The sequence below is a fragment of the Corynebacterium sp. AOP12-C2-36 genome (assembly GCF_052379185.1).
GTDB lineage: Bacteria > Actinomycetota > Actinomycetes > Mycobacteriales > Mycobacteriaceae > Corynebacterium.
Window position 1 is genome coordinate 56,970 of sequence record NZ_JBQSYJ010000001.1, and the last position, 16,035, is coordinate 73,004.

General features: G+C 69.0%; 14 protein-coding genes. 7 read left to right on the plus strand and 7 right to left on the minus strand.

What is annotated here, in order from left to right; all coding sequences use genetic code 11:
- The first annotated feature begins 170 nt into the window (after window positions 1-170).
- On the plus strand, window positions 171-1,226 hold the full coding sequence (locus ACT3UN_RS00250) for a 3-isopropylmalate dehydrogenase (RefSeq protein ID WP_301443863.1): 1,056 nt from the start codon (window positions 171-173) through the stop codon (window positions 1,224-1,226).
- A gap of 157 nt (window positions 1,227-1,383) precedes the next feature.
- On the opposite strand, the gene ACT3UN_RS00255 is transcribed toward ACT3UN_RS00250, so the two are convergent.
- Both ACT3UN_RS00255 and ACT3UN_RS00260 read right to left on the minus strand, forming a co-directional pair.
- Window positions 1,384-2,031, minus strand: a complete 648-nt coding sequence (locus ACT3UN_RS00255; protein ID WP_301443844.1) for a response regulator transcription factor — start codon at window positions 2,029-2,031, stop codon at window positions 1,384-1,386.
- Window positions 2,028-3,029: a sensor histidine kinase gene (locus ACT3UN_RS00260; protein ID WP_441582066.1), complete on the minus strand. Its 1,002-nt coding sequence runs from the start codon at window positions 3,027-3,029 to the stop codon at window positions 2,028-2,030. Before ACT3UN_RS00260 ends, ACT3UN_RS00255 begins: the two co-directional genes overlap by 4 nt.
- Before the next feature lie 384 nt (window positions 3,030-3,413).
- On the opposite strand from ACT3UN_RS00260, the gene ACT3UN_RS00265 reads away from it, so the two are divergent.
- From ACT3UN_RS00265 to ACT3UN_RS00275, 3 genes are read left to right on the plus strand one after another with little or no spacing between them, the layout of a single operon-like run.
- Window positions 3,414-4,106: an ABC transporter ATP-binding protein gene (locus tag ACT3UN_RS00265; protein ID WP_444655708.1), complete on the plus strand. Its 693-nt coding sequence runs from the start codon at window positions 3,414-3,416 to the stop codon at window positions 4,104-4,106.
- Window positions 4,103-5,446, plus strand: a complete 1,344-nt coding sequence (locus ACT3UN_RS00270; protein WP_444655710.1) for a hypothetical protein — start codon at window positions 4,103-4,105, stop codon at window positions 5,444-5,446. The genes ACT3UN_RS00265 and ACT3UN_RS00270 overlap by 4 nt, the downstream gene beginning before the upstream one ends.
- Before the next feature lie 7 nt (window positions 5,447-5,453).
- Entirely contained in the window at window positions 5,454-5,939 is a 486-nt protein-coding gene (locus ACT3UN_RS00275; protein ID WP_444655712.1) for a hypothetical protein, read from the plus strand.
- A gap of 125 nt (window positions 5,940-6,064) precedes the next feature.
- Here the strand turns inward: ACT3UN_RS00275 and ACT3UN_RS00280 are convergent, their stop codons facing one another.
- The 3 genes from ACT3UN_RS00280 to ACT3UN_RS00290 form a co-directional block, all read right to left on the minus strand.
- Complete coding sequence (locus ACT3UN_RS00280) at window positions 6,065-7,606, minus strand: hypothetical protein (protein WP_444655714.1); 1,542 nt, start codon at window positions 7,604-7,606, stop codon at window positions 6,065-6,067.
- A gap of 64 nt (window positions 7,607-7,670) precedes the next feature.
- Window positions 7,671-9,734: an oxidoreductase gene (locus tag ACT3UN_RS00285; RefSeq protein WP_444626419.1), complete on the minus strand. Its 2,064-nt coding sequence runs from the start codon at window positions 9,732-9,734 to the stop codon at window positions 7,671-7,673.
- The gene (locus ACT3UN_RS00290) at window positions 9,731-10,357 is read right to left on the minus strand and encodes a PadR family transcriptional regulator (RefSeq protein ID WP_444655716.1); all 627 of its coding nucleotides are present in this window, start codon (window positions 10,355-10,357) and stop codon (window positions 9,731-9,733) included. Before ACT3UN_RS00290 ends, ACT3UN_RS00285 begins: the two co-directional genes overlap by 4 nt.
- A gap of 134 nt (window positions 10,358-10,491) precedes the next feature.
- Here ACT3UN_RS00290 and ACT3UN_RS00295 point away from each other — a divergent pair, with 134 nt between their 5' ends.
- The 3 genes from ACT3UN_RS00295 to ACT3UN_RS00305 are packed head-to-tail and all read left to right on the plus strand — an operon-like array spanning window position 10,492 to window position 14,030.
- Window positions 10,492-12,489 (plus strand): putative nucleotidyltransferase substrate binding domain-containing protein, encoded by a 1,998-nt coding sequence (locus tag ACT3UN_RS00295; RefSeq protein WP_301443891.1) that lies wholly within the window; start codon window positions 10,492-10,494, stop codon window positions 12,487-12,489.
- Window positions 12,490-12,491: 2 nt separating this feature from the next.
- Complete coding sequence (locus tag ACT3UN_RS00300) at window positions 12,492-13,163, plus strand: exonuclease domain-containing protein (RefSeq protein ID WP_301443890.1); 672 nt, start codon at window positions 12,492-12,494, stop codon at window positions 13,161-13,163.
- Window positions 13,164-13,223: 60 nt separating this feature from the next.
- On the plus strand, window positions 13,224-14,030 hold the full coding sequence (locus ACT3UN_RS00305) for a fumarylacetoacetate hydrolase family protein (protein ID WP_441578844.1): 807 nt from the start codon (window positions 13,224-13,226) through the stop codon (window positions 14,028-14,030).
- Between the two features lie 32 nt (window positions 14,031-14,062).
- Here the strand turns inward: ACT3UN_RS00305 and ACT3UN_RS00310 are convergent, their stop codons facing one another.
- Window positions 14,063-15,202 carry an isochorismate synthase gene (locus tag ACT3UN_RS00310; protein WP_301443926.1) on the minus strand — a complete coding sequence of 380 codons (1,140 nt, stop codon included), beginning with the start codon at window positions 15,200-15,202 and terminating at the stop codon, window positions 14,063-14,065.
- Window positions 15,203-15,258: 56 nt separating this feature from the next.
- Entirely contained in the window at window positions 15,259-16,032 is a 774-nt protein-coding gene (locus ACT3UN_RS00315) for an SDR family oxidoreductase (RefSeq protein ID WP_301443924.1), read from the minus strand.
- Window positions 16,033-16,035 lie beyond the last annotated feature (3 nt).

Genomic DNA, 16,035 nt, shown 5'->3' on the forward strand with positions numbered 1-16,035 from the left:
GCTGCCTTCCGGGGACAGGTGGTGGACGCGACGAAGGAACGTCCGTCGGGGAAAGTAAAGTGTAGCTCCAGTCGTGTCCCGCGGCGAGTTAGGCCCACGGCGCGGCGTGGTAGCCTGTGGAAGGATTTTTCCAACGATGTGAGACAGAAACGCCAGAAAGGGTCCACAGAATGAAACTCGCGGTCATTGCCGGAGACGGAATCGGTACCGAGGTCACCGCGGAGGCCCTGAAGGTCCTCGACGCGGTCACCGGCGACGAGACCATCGACACCACCGACTATGACCTGGGGGCGCGCCGCTACCTGCGCAACGGTGAACTGCTCACCGACGCCGACCTGGACTCCCTGCGTGCCCACGACGCCATCCTGCTCGGCGCCATCGGCGACCCCCGCTCGGTGCCCGCCGGCGTGCTGGAACGAGGTCTGCTGCTGCCGCTGCGCTTCCGCCTCGACCACGCGGTGAACCTGCGTCCCGCGAAGCTGTACCCCGGGTCGTCCTCCCCGCTGGCCGCCCCCGGCGAGATCGACTTCGTGGTCGTGCGGGAAGGCACCGAGGGCCTGTACTGCGGCAACGGCGGCACACTGCGTGAAGGCACCGACAACGAGGTCGCCAGCGAGGTCAGCCAGAACACCTGGTACGGCGTGCAGCGCGTGGTGCACGACGCCTTCACCCGCGCCCAGGCCCGCTCCGGCAGGCTCACCCTCGTGCACAAGACCAACGTGCTGGTCAACGCCGGTGGGCTGTGGTCACGCGCGGTGGAGACCGTGGGCGCGGACTTCCCGGACGTCATCGTGGACTACTGCCACATCGACGCCGCGACGATCTACATGGTCACCGACCCGGGACGTTTCGACGTGATCGTCACCGACAACCTCTTCGGCGACATCCTCACCGACCTGGCCGGCGCCGTGACCGGCGGGATCGGTCTGGCGGCCTCCGGCAACATCGACCCGTCGCGCCGCAACCCCTCGATGTTCGAACCCGTCCACGGCTCGGCGCCGGACATCGCCGGGCAGGGGATCGCCGACCCGTGTGCGGCGATCCTGTCCGCCGCGCTGCTGCTGCGCCACCTCGCCGACGACGAGGGGGCCACCGGGGAGGACGCGGCCCTGCGCGTGTCGCAGGCGGAGCGGATCGAGGCCGCGGTGCTCGCCGAGGCCGGCTCGCGTGACGGGTCCCCGGTGCGCACCGTGGAGGTCGGCGACCGGATCGCCGCCGCGGTCTAGCTGTGGTCTGGCTGCAGTCTGGCTGAACCTCCGCGTTGCCGCACCATTGCGGAATAGTCGCCCGCCCAGGAAGGCGATCGGGCGATTCGGCTACCTGGGAGGGTGATCTGGCTACATCGGGGTGGGCCGGTGCAGCGAGGGGTGGGGGAGGCGCCGGTTACCGACCTGCGTGACGTAGCCAGGTCAGCACCGCCCGTACCCGACGGTTCTCGTCCGAAGGCAGCATCCCGAGTTTCATGAACACGTTGGCCACGTGTTTGCTCACGGCACCAGGGGAGAGGAAGAGCTTCTCGCCGATCTGAGAGTTCGAGTCGCCGGCCGCCATGTGCTCCAGGACCTCGCGTTCGCGCGCCGTCAGATCGCCAATGCCGCTGCGCCGGGAACTCACCAGGGCGCGCACCACCTCCGGATCAACGACTGTCCCACCGTCTGCGACGCTCGCTATGGCGGTGAGGAAGTTATCGACATCGGCGACACGTTCCTTGAGCAGGTATCCGAAGCCGTCGTGCTCCAGGAGGTCGTCGAGGTAGGCGGCCGCCACATATTGGGACAGCATCAGCGCGGGGACGGACAGTCGGTGCTCGTCCGCGTCCTGACGAAGCCGGTGCACCATCGCGAGCCCGTCATCCGTCATTGTTGGTGGCATCCGGACATCGCTGACGATGAGATCGGGGGATGCCGACTGAGCAGCAGCCAGCAGTGAGTCGGCGTCGACGACCGCGGTGACCTCGTGCCCGGCGGACTCCAGAAGTCCGACGAGGCCTTCGCGAAGCAGTGTGGTGTCCTCGGCAAGCAGTATCTTCATGGAAGCCTCGTTTCCAGTCGTGTGGTCCATCGTCCTTGTGACGTACCAAGATCTGACAACTGCACGGTCCCTCCCAGCGCGGCGGCGCGCTCGGTGAGTCCGGCGATGCCTGTGCCTCCTCCGTCGGAGGCGGCGGCTACCTTCGCAGAGCCCGTGCCGGTGCCAGTGCCGTTGTTGTCGACCGCGAGGACGGTGTGCCCGTTGTCGTCGGACAGGGTGACCCGTACGGCGTCGGCATCCCCGTGTTTCACGGCATTCGTCAGAGCCTCTGCGGTGCAGTGGTACAGCAGGAGGGCGGGGGTGTCGGTGAGGCGGAAGTCATCCTCGGCTCCGTCGAGGACGAAGCGGTGATCGAGCCCGGAATGGGAGACAAGTTCGTCCACCGCGGCCACCAAACCCTTGTCGGCCAGCACCTGAGGGTAAATGCCGCGGACGGTGGCCCGTAGCGATTCGAGAGCTTGCCGTGCATTGACCTTCACCTTGTCCATGGGCTCAGTCAGCTCTTGTCCCGTCCGCGCAGTCATTTCCAGCGCGGCCACATTGAGCTGCAGCGCCGTGAGGTATTGCTGGGCACCGTCGTGGAGCTCGCGTTCGATGCGGCGACGTTCGCCTGTGAAGGCATCTGCCAGGACGGCCCGTGACCGGGTGATCTCGGCGACGTCGGGGGAAACCGTCGAGTTCGAGGCGACGGTAACAGCGACCGAGCAGCCGGTGATGACCCAGCTGGCGTACAGGAAAGCGAGGGCGCAGACTGCAGCTCCGGCCCCGACGATGGCGACGAGAGCCCCGGTGTCGTGGATCTCCAGGACCCCCAGGTCGATTCCGGTGCCTCCCGGGAAGCCGCGGCTGGCCCACATGAAGGGGGTTGCGGCAAGTACACAGGTGAGGAGACCGAGGCTCAGCGACAGCAGGAAAGCGGCGAAGGACAGTAGTAGCTGGGCGCAGAGCTCAGCTGTCTGCCGCCAGTCGAACCACCGGTTGACCGGGCGGTCGGGCACGGAGACCCTCATCCACCGGGAACCGAGACGACCGACTGAATCCGATGCTCGGGCGCTCAACGGCAGCCACGGCAACAGGATGAGCGCCGTGACAAGGGCTGGGAGGAAGAGGGTTGCAAGGAGGAGGGTCCAGGGCAGGGCCCGCCACGGACCTCGGTCAGCGAGGAATCTCCACGGTCGGACGTCGAACCCCGCCGGCCAGTACCTGGGTGCCTGAGGGGCGTTCGATGGATCGTTCGCTGAAAACTCCACGGTCAGTAAGTGTAGTGGTCAGGGGCACGCGTGTCGGTGGACTCACCTCCACCGTTCTTCCGGGGGTGGAGCCAGCTCCCGACGTTCCGGGTTCCTCTCGATCCTGAGCCCTCACTACCGCAGGGTGGGGACATGGACATCACCGCGCATGCATTGACCAAGACCTACCGGGAGCAAGACGGACCGGTCATCGGCGGCGTGGCCGGCGCAGGTGTGGACGTCAGCATCCCGGCGGGTTCCTTCCTCGCTCTGATGGGCCGGTCGGGGTCTGGGAAGTCGACGCTCCTGAACCTTCTCGCCGGTATCGTCCGACCGGATTCAGGAGTCGTCAACTACGGTGACACCGGCCTCCGGGATCTCTCGGACGGGAGGCGGTCGCGTCTCCGGGCCACCACCACAGCGACCGTGTTCCAGGAGTACAACCTCTTCGACTTCCTCTCCGTCCAGGAGAACATTGCGCTGGGGATACGCATGGCAGGCGGTCACGCGAGCCGTGACCGCATCGCTGAAGCGCTGTCGAGGGTCGGGATGCAGGACTATCTGAGGTCACGGCCGGATGAGTTGTCCGGCGGGCAACGTCAGCGGATCGCGATCGCCCGCGCGGTGGCCGTGTCCCCGCAGGTCATCTTCGCTGACGAACCCACGGGTGCACTTGACGAGGCGAACGGCCGTGTCGTCGTGGCGCTGTTGCGTGAGCTCGCGGCGGACGGTACGAGCATCCTCATGGTCACCCATGATGCCGACGTTGCCGCGGTGACGGACAGGACGCTGGAACTCCGGGACGGAACGATCGTCAACGCGATGTCTGCGGGTGATCCGGCGTGACGATGTTCCGACTGATGCTGGCCGGTCACCGCACCGTCTGCCTTGGCTTTCTCACTGTCGTTACCCTGCTCACCGGCCTGGCCGGCGGTGTCATCGGCACCGCGGTTCGTGCCACCCAGGTGGCCGACGGCTACCGAGCGTCGGACGTCGTGACCACCGAGGTGTCCGCGACGTGGGCGAACTACCAGGGGACCGCGACGTTCGCGTTCATGGTTTCCGCGATTGCCTGTGTGGTCGGGGTCATTCTCCTCCCCTCGGTCGCGCAGTTCCTCGTGTCCAGCCTGGCACCGACCTCGAGGACACTGCGACTGCTGGGGGTTTCGCGGAGGTTGGTCCGGCTACGGATTGCCGGGGCCACCTTTGCCCTCGCTGTGGTGGCGGTTGTCCTCGGACTCCTGCTGTCGCCGGTGGCAGGGTTGGCCTACAGGTGGTTGCTGGGCCGGATCGGGCTGGTGACAACCGAGCTCGGCTCGTTGTGGATGCCCGGCCCCACGGTTCTGGCCGGAATCTGCCTGGCCGCATGGGGCATCGTGACCGTGTGGTGGCAGGGGCGCCACCTCGCAGGAATTGAGGCGGACGCACGGCGCCCGGGCAGAGGCCGTCGCATCCTGCGGGTACTGGCTACGCCGCTCCGCTACGCCGTGGGCGTTGGCGCGGCGATGGCCCTGTGGGCACTCCACGACGCCACGACGACCATGGACAACTTCAATGAGATGTCCTTCGGAATCGCTCTGTGCACCCTCCTTCTCATGTGGGGACTCGCCGTGCCGGTGCTGCGTGTGGTCAGTTGGCTGCTGCGGCGCGGAGGGACCGGACGCATGCTTATCGGCGGCGTCGTCAACGACCGGGCCCGTCGCGTCGCAGGGATGTCACTGGTCGCCTCCCTCCTGGTGGTGCTCGGGGGCACGGCGGCCCTTGCTGCACTGACCAGCACGATCGGGGACGCGAACCGGAGCGCGGCCTCGCTGCAGGCCACGGCGGTAACCGCTCGAGACCTGACTGAAGCGCAGTCAACCGCGGCGCGTGAGGCTGGTTTCACCGTGTCTCCGTTGGACACGGACCCCGGGTGGTTGGAGGGTGTGAACTCCGTCGACCAGCTTCCCGTGCACCGGGTCGATCCCGTCTCGATCGGCCAGTTGTCGGTGGAGGGGACGGTTCTCGCCGGATCCCTCGCCGAGATCGGAGGCGACGACGTCGCTGCAGACGAGCGCTGGGAACTCGGTGAGAAGATACTGGTCAGGGACGATGACGGTGTCCGCCGTCGTCGACCGCGACTCCGCCCTTGGTGGAGGGCTCACGGTGGACGGGACGTCCTTCCCTCTCAGCGTGTCAGCGGTTGAGGGGGAGATGAGTGAGCGCACCTTCGTCGCCGGCGCAGCAGACGTGAATGAGGTGGTCCCGGACGTGCGTTGGCTGGCCCCGCAGGAGGTCGTCGAAGAGCAGATCGACTCGGAGCAGCAGGGGCAGATGGACTCGTTGGCCGGCATGGTCGGCGGAATCGGGCTGATCGCCGTCGTCGCCCTGGTGCATGCGGTGGTCGGGTTCGCCGGGGACCTGCAGGGGACGCGCACCGGGATGCGTCGTCTCAGCTTCTCCCGCGCCCGGGTCAGCGGTGTTCTCGGCGGCATCGGCCTAGTAATCGGCCTGGCTGCGGGTGTGATGTCTGCGGTGTCGCTCTGGGCAGCGCAGTTCGCCCTGTCTGAGATGTTGGTCGGCACGGGGGTCACGACAGCATTGGATGTGCCGTGGTCGTTGCTGCTGGGATTGTGGGGCGTGGTCGTCCTGGCCGCGGTCGCCGGCATGCTTGCTCCCCGGGGTAAGACGGCGAAATAGTCGCCCGCCCAGGAAGGGATTCGGGCGATTTGGCTACCTGGGAGGGTGATCTGGCTACATCGGGGCGGGGTAGGGGCCAGGGGAGCAGCGTAGCCCCCGCCACCCGACCACCACCTGCACGCCACCTACTGGTAGCTGACGATGTCCGGGGTCGGCGAGATCGCGGCGGTCTGGGCGGGGTCGAGCATCGGCTCGTCCTCGTCGATGAAGTTCTTCCAGCCCAGGGCGATCGCGGGGTCGAGGTCCTGGCGCACCACGTTCCAGGTCTCCATCTTCACACCCTGCGGTCCGTGCCCGTCGCAGTGCACGGCGACGCTCACGTTGTCGGTGCCGGTGGTCATGTTCTCGCGGTTGCGGATCATCTGGAGCTGGAACTGGTGGATCATCAGCAGTTTCTGCGGCAGCTTCTCGGCGACCACGAGCCCCTCGAGCCAGTCGGCGACCTCGTTGATCTCGGAGGCGTCGACGTGGCCGACCTCGACCATCGGCTGGTCGTCGGGGCCGAGCCGCCACTCCGGGTCCAGGGCGAGGCCGACCGAGGGGTTCTTCAGCAGGTCGGCGTAGTGCTGGGCCTGCTGCAGCAGGGTCTCGCGTCCGGGCTGGATGTCGATGATGGCGTAGCCGCCGGCGTCGACGATGGCGTCGATCCAGGGCACGACCTCCGCGGGGTCGCTGTAGTTGCTGAAGTTCCCGGAGGGGCCGGGTTCCGCGGCGGCGACGGTGACGATGATCTCGAAGGAGGGGATCACCGGGACGTCGCTGGTGGCGTCGTACTCGGCGGCGAGGTGGCGGGCGCGTTCCACGGCGTCCTTCGGGGGTTGTTCGCCCATCACGCCGAGCAGGGGTTCGGCGGCGTGGCCGTAGAGGGCGATGATCTTGCGCCCGGGGAACATGACCTGTCCGCCGCCGGGAAGGTTGCCTTCCACGGTGGCGGCGAGTTCGGCGCGTCGGCGCAGGTCGTCGGCGGTGCCGAAGTGGTCGCCGAGGGCGATGAGGTTGCCGTCGCCGGTGATCGCCTCGACGCTGGCGGCCACGGACTCGTCGGTGGAGCGTGGGTCGGGGGCGATGACGCGGGTCAGCGAGTATCCGGCGGCGACCGTGGTGGCGACGCTGACGGGGGAGGACGTGCTGGCGGCGAGTGCCACTCCCGCGGACTCCAGGTCCTCGCCAGCGACGCCGGGGTCCAGGTCCTCGGGCCAGTTGTCTGCATCGCCGGTGTCGACGGTGTGAACCGTGATGTCGTTGAGGTCCCCGAGGCCGTCGACGTCGTCGGCACTGCCGCCGACGAGCACGACGTCGGTGGCACCGAGCCGCGACAGCTCCTGGATGACGGGACCGGAATCGCCACCGGCACCGTCGAGCAGGACGGGCACGCCGTTGTCCCGGGCCAGGGTGCAGGCGGTGCCCACCTGTTCCGGGGTGGGGTCGGACGCCACGAGCACCGCGGTGCTCGCGGAGGCGAAGAGAGCCGCGCTCGTGGCGACGCCGGACGGGTCGTCGGGAACGACGGCCACGCCGACGCCGTCTTCGGCGGTGGCCTGGCTGTCGCCGGACGTGGCGTCCTGCGCTCTACCGGAACCGTCGCGCGAGCAGGCGGCGAGCGGGACGACGGCGGCCAGGGAGAACGCTCCGGCGCTCAGCAGGAACTTGCGGCGGGACAGGGACACGTTGTCTGGCCTTTCGGACGATGTCAGGCGGGGGGAGGGGACCGTCCCGACCCTATCGCGGAACTCAGGCGATCGCGGCGGCGGCCTCGGTTCCCTGCCGGATGGCGCGCTTGGCGTCCAGCTCGGCGGCGAGATCGGCGCCCCCGACGACGTCGAAGGTCACCCCCGCCTCCCGCAGCGGTGCGACGAGTTCGGTGACGGACTCCTGGCCGGTGCACAACACGATGGAGTCGACCTCCAGCACGCGACGGTCGGTGAGGGTGCGGGTGCCGTCCTTGTCCTCGTAGAAGGCGAGGTGCAGGCCGTCGTCGTCGATCTTCTCGTAGGTCGCCCCGCTGATCTGCTCGACCTCCTTCATCTTCACCGCCGCACGGTGCACCCAGCCGGTGGTCTTGCCCAGCGACTTGCCCTGCCGGGAACTCTTGCGCTGCACCATGTACACCTTGCGCAGCGGCGCGGAGGGACGCGGCTTCGTCAGTGAGCCGACGGCGGCCGGGTCGCTGTCGACACCCCACTCCTGCTCCCACTCCTTGAGGTTCAGGGTGGGGGAGTCGGGCCCGGTGGGGGTGGTGAGGAACTCGGAGACGTCGAAGCCGATGCCACCGGCGCCGAGCACGGCGACGCGGTCGCCGATCTCGCGGTCGCCCAGGACGGCGTCGGCGTAGGTCATCACGCTGGGGTGGTCCACGCCCTCGATGTCGGGGATGCGCGGGGCCACGCCGGACGAGACGATGACGTGGTCGAAGCCGCCGTCGACGAGGTCCTGCGCGCTGGCGCGGGTGTTGAGGTGGACGTCCACACCCAGGGTGTCCAGCCGCGTGGAGAAGTAGCGGATGGTCTCGTGGAACTCCTCCTTGCCCGGGATCCTCGCGGCGATGGAGAACTGTCCGCCGATGGCGTCGCGGGACTCGAATAGCTCCACGTGGTGACCACGCTCGGCGGCGGAGACCGCGGCGGACAGACCCGCCGGTCCGGCACCGACCACGGCGATCTTCTGCGCATGGCGCGTGGGGGAGAGCACCAGCTTCGTCTCACGCCCGGCACGCGGGTTGACCAGGCACGAGACGCTCTTGCCCACGAAGATGTGGTCCAGGCAGGCCTGGTTGCAGCCGATGCAGGTGTTGATCTCGTCGGCGCGGTCCTGCTGTGCCTTGGCCATGAAGTGGGGGTCGGCGAGAAGCGGGCGGGCCATGGACACGGCGTCGACCTTGCCGTTGGCCAGGATCCCCTCGGCGACCTCGGGGGTGTTGATGCGGTTCGAGGCGATCAGGGGGATGGACACCTCGTCGCGCAGCCGTTCGGTGAACTTCACGAACGCACCGCGCGGCACGGAGGTGACGATGGTGGGCACGCGGGCCTCGTGCCAGCCGATGTCGGTGTTGATGGCGTCGACCCCGTGGCGCTCGGCGCGCCGGGAGAGCAGGGCGATCTCGTCGAAGGTCTGGCCGTTCTTGACGAAGTCGGCGATGGACTGGCGCAGGATGACCGGGAAGTCGCGGGGGACCTGCCGGCGGATCTCGTCGATGACCTCGATGAGGAAGCGCTGGCGGTTGGCCGTCGAGCCGCCCCAGCGGTCGGTGCGGTCGTTGGTGTGCGGGCACAGGAACTGGTTGACCAGGTAGCCCTCGCCACCCATGATCTCCACGGCGTCGTAGCCGGCCTTGCGGGCCAGGCGGGCGGCGCGTCCGAAGGAGCGGATCGCCCGACGGATCATCCGCTCGGTCATGCGCATGTGCTTGAACGGGTGGATCGGGGAGGGCTCGGAACCGGGGGCGGCCTTGAAGGGGGTGACCCCGTAGCGTCCGGCGTGCAGGATCTGCATGGCGATGCGCCCGCCCTCGCGGTGGACGGCGTCGGTGACACGGCGGTGGTGCAGCACCGCCAGGGGGGTGGCCATCCGTCCGCCGAAGGGCATGAGGTCACCGCTGCGCAGCGGGGCGATGCCGCCGGTGACGATGAGGCCGACACCGCCGCGGGCGCGTTCGGCGTAGAACTCGCCGAGTTCGTCGGCGTGCCAGATGCGGTCCTCCAGGCCGGTGTGCATCGACCCCATCACCGACCTGTTCGGCAGGGTGAGGCCACCGATGGTGAGGGGGCTGAAGAGGTGGGGGAACGGGGAACTCGTCATGATCCGTCGTCTTCCTTCTCGTGTGTGGTCGCAGTTGTGGTCGGTTCTGTGCCGGTACTGCCGAGGGCGTCGATCACCTCGGCGCACCAGTCCACGAAGCTGGTCTCCAGGCGGATGCCCAGGCGCAGGACGAGGTGCTGGTGCAGGCGGCGTCCGGTCAGCGCGGTCCTGCCGCCGTCTGTGGCGTTCCCGCCGTTCCCGGCGAGCTCGGGGAACTGGCGCGCCTCGTAGCTGCGGTAGAGCCGCAGCGTCTCGGTGTGGGCGTCGCGGTGCGCGGCGACGTCGGCGAGCAGGTCGCGCAGGTCGCCGTGTTCGGCGCCGCGGATCTTGACCGACAGGTCGTCGCGGATCTTCATGACCTCGGACGGGTCGGCGATCCAGTCGTGCAAGGCGGTGCGCCCGGCGGGGGCGAGGGTGTAGATCTTCTTGTCCGGCCTGCCGTCCTGGGCGACGTCGCGACACGTCACCAGTCCGTCGTCGTGCAGGCGTCCGAGCGTCCGGTAGATCTGCTGGCGGGTGGCGGGCCAGAAGTGGCCCAGGGATGTGGCGAACTGTCGTCCCAGGTCATAACCGGTCCCCGGGCGTTCCGCCAGGGAGATCATGATCGCGTGTTCCAGTGCCATGCCCGTCAGGGTAATCCACGTCACAGTGGAATACAGCACTATGCCACGAATTGATGTGAAACTCGTTGCCTATACCCCCACTTCGGGGTTGGGGGTGTCCGGTGCCCCGCGCCCACCCCATACACTTGCCGACCATGAGCGTGGAACTTGACGAGGTCCGGCGGTTCCTCAGCGGCCACGAGCCGTTCAGCCACCTGCCGGACGAGGAACTCGACGACCTGCCGGCCAAGATGGAGATCATCTACGTCCGCCGCGGGGAGACGGTGATCACCGCCGGGCAGCCCAACGACGTCCTCTACGTGATCCGCTCCGGCGCCGTCGACGTCCTGGACTCCCAGGACGTGCTGCTCGACCGCCGCGGCGCCGGCCGCTTCTTCGGCCACTCCACCATCGTCACGAAGGGCGGATTCGGGGTGGACCCGGGTCCGTCGCACTACACCATGATCGCCGTCGAGGACAGCCTCCTTCTCACCATGGACCGCGAGGAGGTCCGCGGCCTGATCGAGCGCAACCCCGAGGTCGCCCGCTACTTCGCCGGGGTGTCCGAACGCATCCGCGCCGCTGCCGAGCGGCTCAGCGTGCGCTCCGGGTCGGACGCACTGCGCACCCACGTCGCCGAGCTGGTGGACCGTGACCTGGTGTCGGTGAGCTGTGAGGCGAGTGTGCGCGAGGCCGCCCAGCTGATGAGCGAGAACAGCATCTCCTGCCTGCCGGTCCTCGCCGACACCGCCGATACGGGGGACACCGCCGACACCGGGGACTCCGGGGACACGGGAGGAGCCGCCGACCCCGCCGACACCGCAGGCCCCGAGCTCCCGGACGTCTCCGGCAATGAGCTGGTCGGCATCATCACCGACCGCGACCTGCGCACCCGCGTGCTCGCCGCGGGCCTGGACACCGAGACCGCCGTGTCCGGGATCATGACGCAGAACCCGTTCTCCACCTCCTCGGACACCACCGCCTTCGAGGCCATGCTGATGATGAGTGAGCAGGGCGTGCACCACCTGCCCGTCGTCGGCGGGCTCGACGGCGGCGGCGACGGTGTCATCGGGGTGATCTCGGCCTCCGACATCATGCGTGCGCTGCGCAACGACCCGATCTACCTCACCGCGGACCTGGCCAAGGCCACCGACACCGAGCAGATGCGCAGCATCATCAACGACACCGCCGAGATGACCAGCGGGTTCATCACCCGCGGTGCCTCGGCCGAGGAGGCCAGCGAGATCCTCACCGTGGCACTGGACTCCCTGGCCCGCCGGCTGCTGGTGCTCGCCGAGGAGGAGCTCGGGCCCCCGCCGGTGCCCTACGCCTTCATCGTCATCGGCTCCCAGGCGCGCCGGGCGGTGGGCTTCTCCTCCGACCAGGACAACGGCCTGGTGCTGCACAACTCCTATGACGAGGAACTGCACGGGGAGTACTTCGCCGAGTTGGGCCGGCTGGTGTGCACCGGGTTGGACGAGGCAGGCCAGCGGCTGTGCCCCGGCGACATGATGGCGATGAACCCGAAGTGGCGGATGACCGTGGACCAGTGGAAGGACTCCTTCCACACCTGGGTCACCGCGCCGAACCCGGACGCGCTGCTGCACGCCCAGACCTTCTTCGACATGCGCCCGGTCTACGGTGCGCGCGAACTCGCCGACCGGGTGCACCGCTACTCGGTGGCCCTGGCACGCAGCTCCTCGCGCTTCCACGCCCGGCTCGCCGCCCTGGTCGCACGCAAGGAGACGCCGCTGGGCATCTTCCGCGGCCTGGTCGTCCAGCGTGGCGGCGACTACCGCAACACCCTGGACGTCAAGGCCGGCGGCACCGCGCCGATCGTGCAGATCGCCCGGTTGTACGCCCTGATGGGCGGGGTGAAGGCGGTGGGCACCCACCAGCGCCTGGCGCAGGCGGCGTCCACCGGGGCGTTGACGCACAAGGCCGCCCGCGACCTGACGGAGGCCTTCAACTTCCTCAAGGCGCTCTCGCTGCGCCACCAGGCCGGCCAGCTGCGCAGCGGGGAGGTCGCCGACTACCGCATCGACCCGGACAACCTGGGCAAGCTCGACCGGGAGAACCTGCGCGACGCCTTCGGCATCATCAAGAGCATCCAGACCTCCCTGGCCGTGAAGTACCCGGTGAGGAACACGTGAGCATGCTGCGCAGGACGTGGAACAGGCGTCGGGCGACCGGGGCGTTGGCGGACTTCTACGCCGAGCGTCCCCCGGCCGGCTCGACGCGCCTGGAGGACCTGCCGGTCCTCGCCGTCGACGTCGAGGCCACCGGGCTGGACCTGTCGTCCGACCGGCTGTTGTCGATCGGCTGGGTGCCGATGGAGGGACGGCGCATCGTGCTGTCCGGGGCACGCGAGGTGGTGATCGCCGGACCGCAGGACGACGACGAGGGCGTGGGCCAGTCGGCGACCGTGCACGGGCTCACGGACGACGTAGTCGACGCCGGCATGCCGTTGGAGGACGCGCTGGGCGAGCTCCTGGAGGCCCTGCAGGGCCGGGCGATGCTCGCCCACTTCGCGATGATCGAGCAGGACTTCCTCTCCGCGGCGTGCCGGACGGCCTTCGGCACCGGGCTCACGGTGCCGACCCTGGACACCTACGCACTGGAGCGCCGGCGCATGCAGCGCAGGTCCGTGCACCCCCGGGGGGAGGACCTGCGCCTGCCGCGCATCCGCGAACGCTACGGACTGCCGACCTACCCGCCGCACCGGGCGGTGACCGACGCGCTGTCGTGTGCGGAGCTGTTCCTGGCGATGACCTCCCCCTCCAACGGCCGGTCACCCTACTCGACCCTACGGTCGGCACAGGTGTAACTGCCTGGAATCCGGGGGCGCCCACAGCTAGTCCAGTTTTCCACTGTAAGCTAACCGACCATGAGAATTTCGCGAATCGCACATCCGGAAGGCATGGCCTTCGTGGCATTGGAGGGCGGGGAGGCCGACGGAACCGGCGCGACCTGCCGTGAGATCGCCGGGCACCCCTTCGGGGAACCCGAGTTCACCGGGCGCAGCTGGGCCTTCGAGGACGTCCGCCTGCTTGCACCGATCCTGCCGTCGAAGGTCGTGGCCGTGGGCCGCAACTACGCCGACCACGTCAAGGAGGTGTTCAACAAGTCCGCCGAGCACCTGCCGCCGACACTGTTCCTGAAGCCGCCGACAGCCGTGGTCGGCACCGGCGCGCCGATCCGCAAGCCGGAGTGGGCCACCCGCGTGGAGTTCGAGGGTGAGCTCGCCATCGTCATCGGCAAGCCCTGCAAGGACGTCAAGCGCGACGACTGGAAGAACGTCGTCCTGGGCTTCACCATCGTCAACGACGTCTCCTCGCGCGACCTGCAGTTCGCCGACGGCCAGTGGTCGCGCGCCAAGGGTCTGGACAGTTTCTGCCCGCTGGGCCCGTGGATCGAGACGGACCTGGACTTCGCCGACCTGACCGACCTGCCCATCAAGGCGCACCTCACCCACGACGGGGTGACCGAGACCAAGCAGGACTCCAACTCCGACCAGATGATCAAGGCCATCCCCGAGATCGTGGAGTGGGTCTCCCAGGCGTTCACCCTGCTGCCCGGCGACGTGATCTGCACCGGCTCCCCGGCCGGCACCGCCGAGATGGTCCCCGGCGACCGGATCGACATCGAGATCCCCGGCCTGGGCCACCTGGTCAACCCCATCGAGGCCTACTAGAGCCTCTACCTGGAGCCTCTTACAGGGGGATGTCAGACCGCCCGCATCGCGGCGGGCACGTTGAGTGCCCGCAGTGCGGTCTGCAGTTTGGCGGTCGTCTCGGCGGCCTCGGCCGAGGGGGAGGACGTCGCGATGATCCCGCCGCCGGCCCACGCCCTGGCGGTGGCACCGGCGATCTCGGCGCAGCGGATGCTGACCATGTACTCGCCGTCGCCGTCCTCGTTGCACCAGCCCACGAAGCCGGCGTAGAAGCAGCGTGGTTCCTCGACCTCGTTGATGATCCCGATGGCGTCGTCGGTGGGGGTCCCCCCGACGGCGGGTGTGGGGTGCAGCATCAACGCCAGGTCCAGTGCGGAGAAGTGCAGGTCCGGCAGTGTGCCGCGCACCGGGGTGGCCAGGTGCCACATCTCGTTGGTCTTGATCAGCTCGGGGGTCCGGGGGATGGACAGTTCCGAGCACACCCCGCCGAGCACCTGCCGGTAGTGGTCCACGACCAGCTGGTGCTCGGTGAGGTCCTTGGTGGAGTCGCGCAGCGTGCGTCCCACGGCCTCGTCGGCACCGCGGTCGGCCAGCCGGGCGGCGGAGCCGGCCAGCGGACGGGCCTCCACGGTCGTGCCGCGTCGGCGGATGAGCACCTCGGGGGAGGAGCCGACGAGCATCGTGCCACGGTCGTCGGAGCGTCCGGTCGCCGAGAGGTCCACGGCGAAACCGTCGCGGTGGGCGGACAGGTCGATCAGCCGGGCGGCGATGAGCAGCGGGTCGACCTCCTCGGCGAACTCGATGTCCACCGCGCGGGCGAGCACCACCTTGCGCAGGGTGGTGGTGCGCATCGTCTCGATGGCGGCGGCCACCGTGGACTGGTGCTCCTCGGAACTGCTGGTGGGGTGCACGTTGAGCACCTCGAGCAGCTCGCCCAACTCACGGCCGCGGTAGTAGGCCGGCGGCTCCAGCGGCCCCTCGGTCTCGACCACACTGCCTGGCACGGTCAGTGCGGCCCGGTTGGCGGTGTCGAAGGGGACGGCGCCGACGACGAGCCGCGCACTGCCGTCGCGCAGGGCCGTGGCGGCCTCGAACGGGTCGGGGAAGGACGCGCGTGTCCCCTGGGTGCGGATGCTGCCCGACGCGCGGGAGAGCAGGAAGTCCGGCGCAGTTGACGGGCGATCGTTGTTGATCACACCGTCACCGTACTCAGGGGTGGGAAACAAACTGAAATTATCGCCGGTCGTCCCTATCCTCTCCCGAGGTACGGCATGCCTGCGGCGGTGACGGTGACCCGGTCCACGGACACGCCGGTCGGCATGTCGGCCACGCTGACCAGCAGACGGGCGGCCTCGGCGGCGTCGAAGGTGGGTTCGGCGGCAGGGTCGGCAGCCGTGAAGGTGCCCAGCAGCTCGGTGGCGGCGTTGCCGATGTCGAGTTCGGTGGCGGTGATACCCCGGCCCCGTCCGTCCAGCGCGGTGGAGACCGTGAGGGACGCGACGGCGGCCTTGGACGCGGCGTAGGCCGCCGCGCCGGCACGCGGGGCGTGCGCGGCGATGGAGCCGTTGTTGACGACGCGTCCTCCGCCATGGGCGGCCATCCAGGAGAAGGCCGCCCGGGTGCACAGGAAGGTGCCGGTGAGGTTCGTCGCGATGGTGGCCTCGAAGGCGGCGGCGTCGACGGTGTCGATCCGCCCGGTGGCTCCGGGGACGCCGGCGTTGTTGACCAGCAGGTCGAGGCCTCCCAGGGTGCTGGTGACCTGGTCGAATGCGGCGGAAACGGAGGACTCGTCGGTGACGTCGCAGACGACGGCGAGATGGTCGGCAGAACCGCCCGCCGTGTCGCCTGCCGTGCGGCACGCCTCGACGGTGGCCTCCAGCGTGCCGACGCTGCGTCCCAACGCGGCGACGCTCCAGCCCTCCTGCGCCAAGGCGGTGGCGAAGGCACGGCCCAGCCCGCCGCCGGCACCGGTGACGACTGCGACCCTGGGGGCGACCCTGGGGGAGTGTGGGGATTCAACCATGGG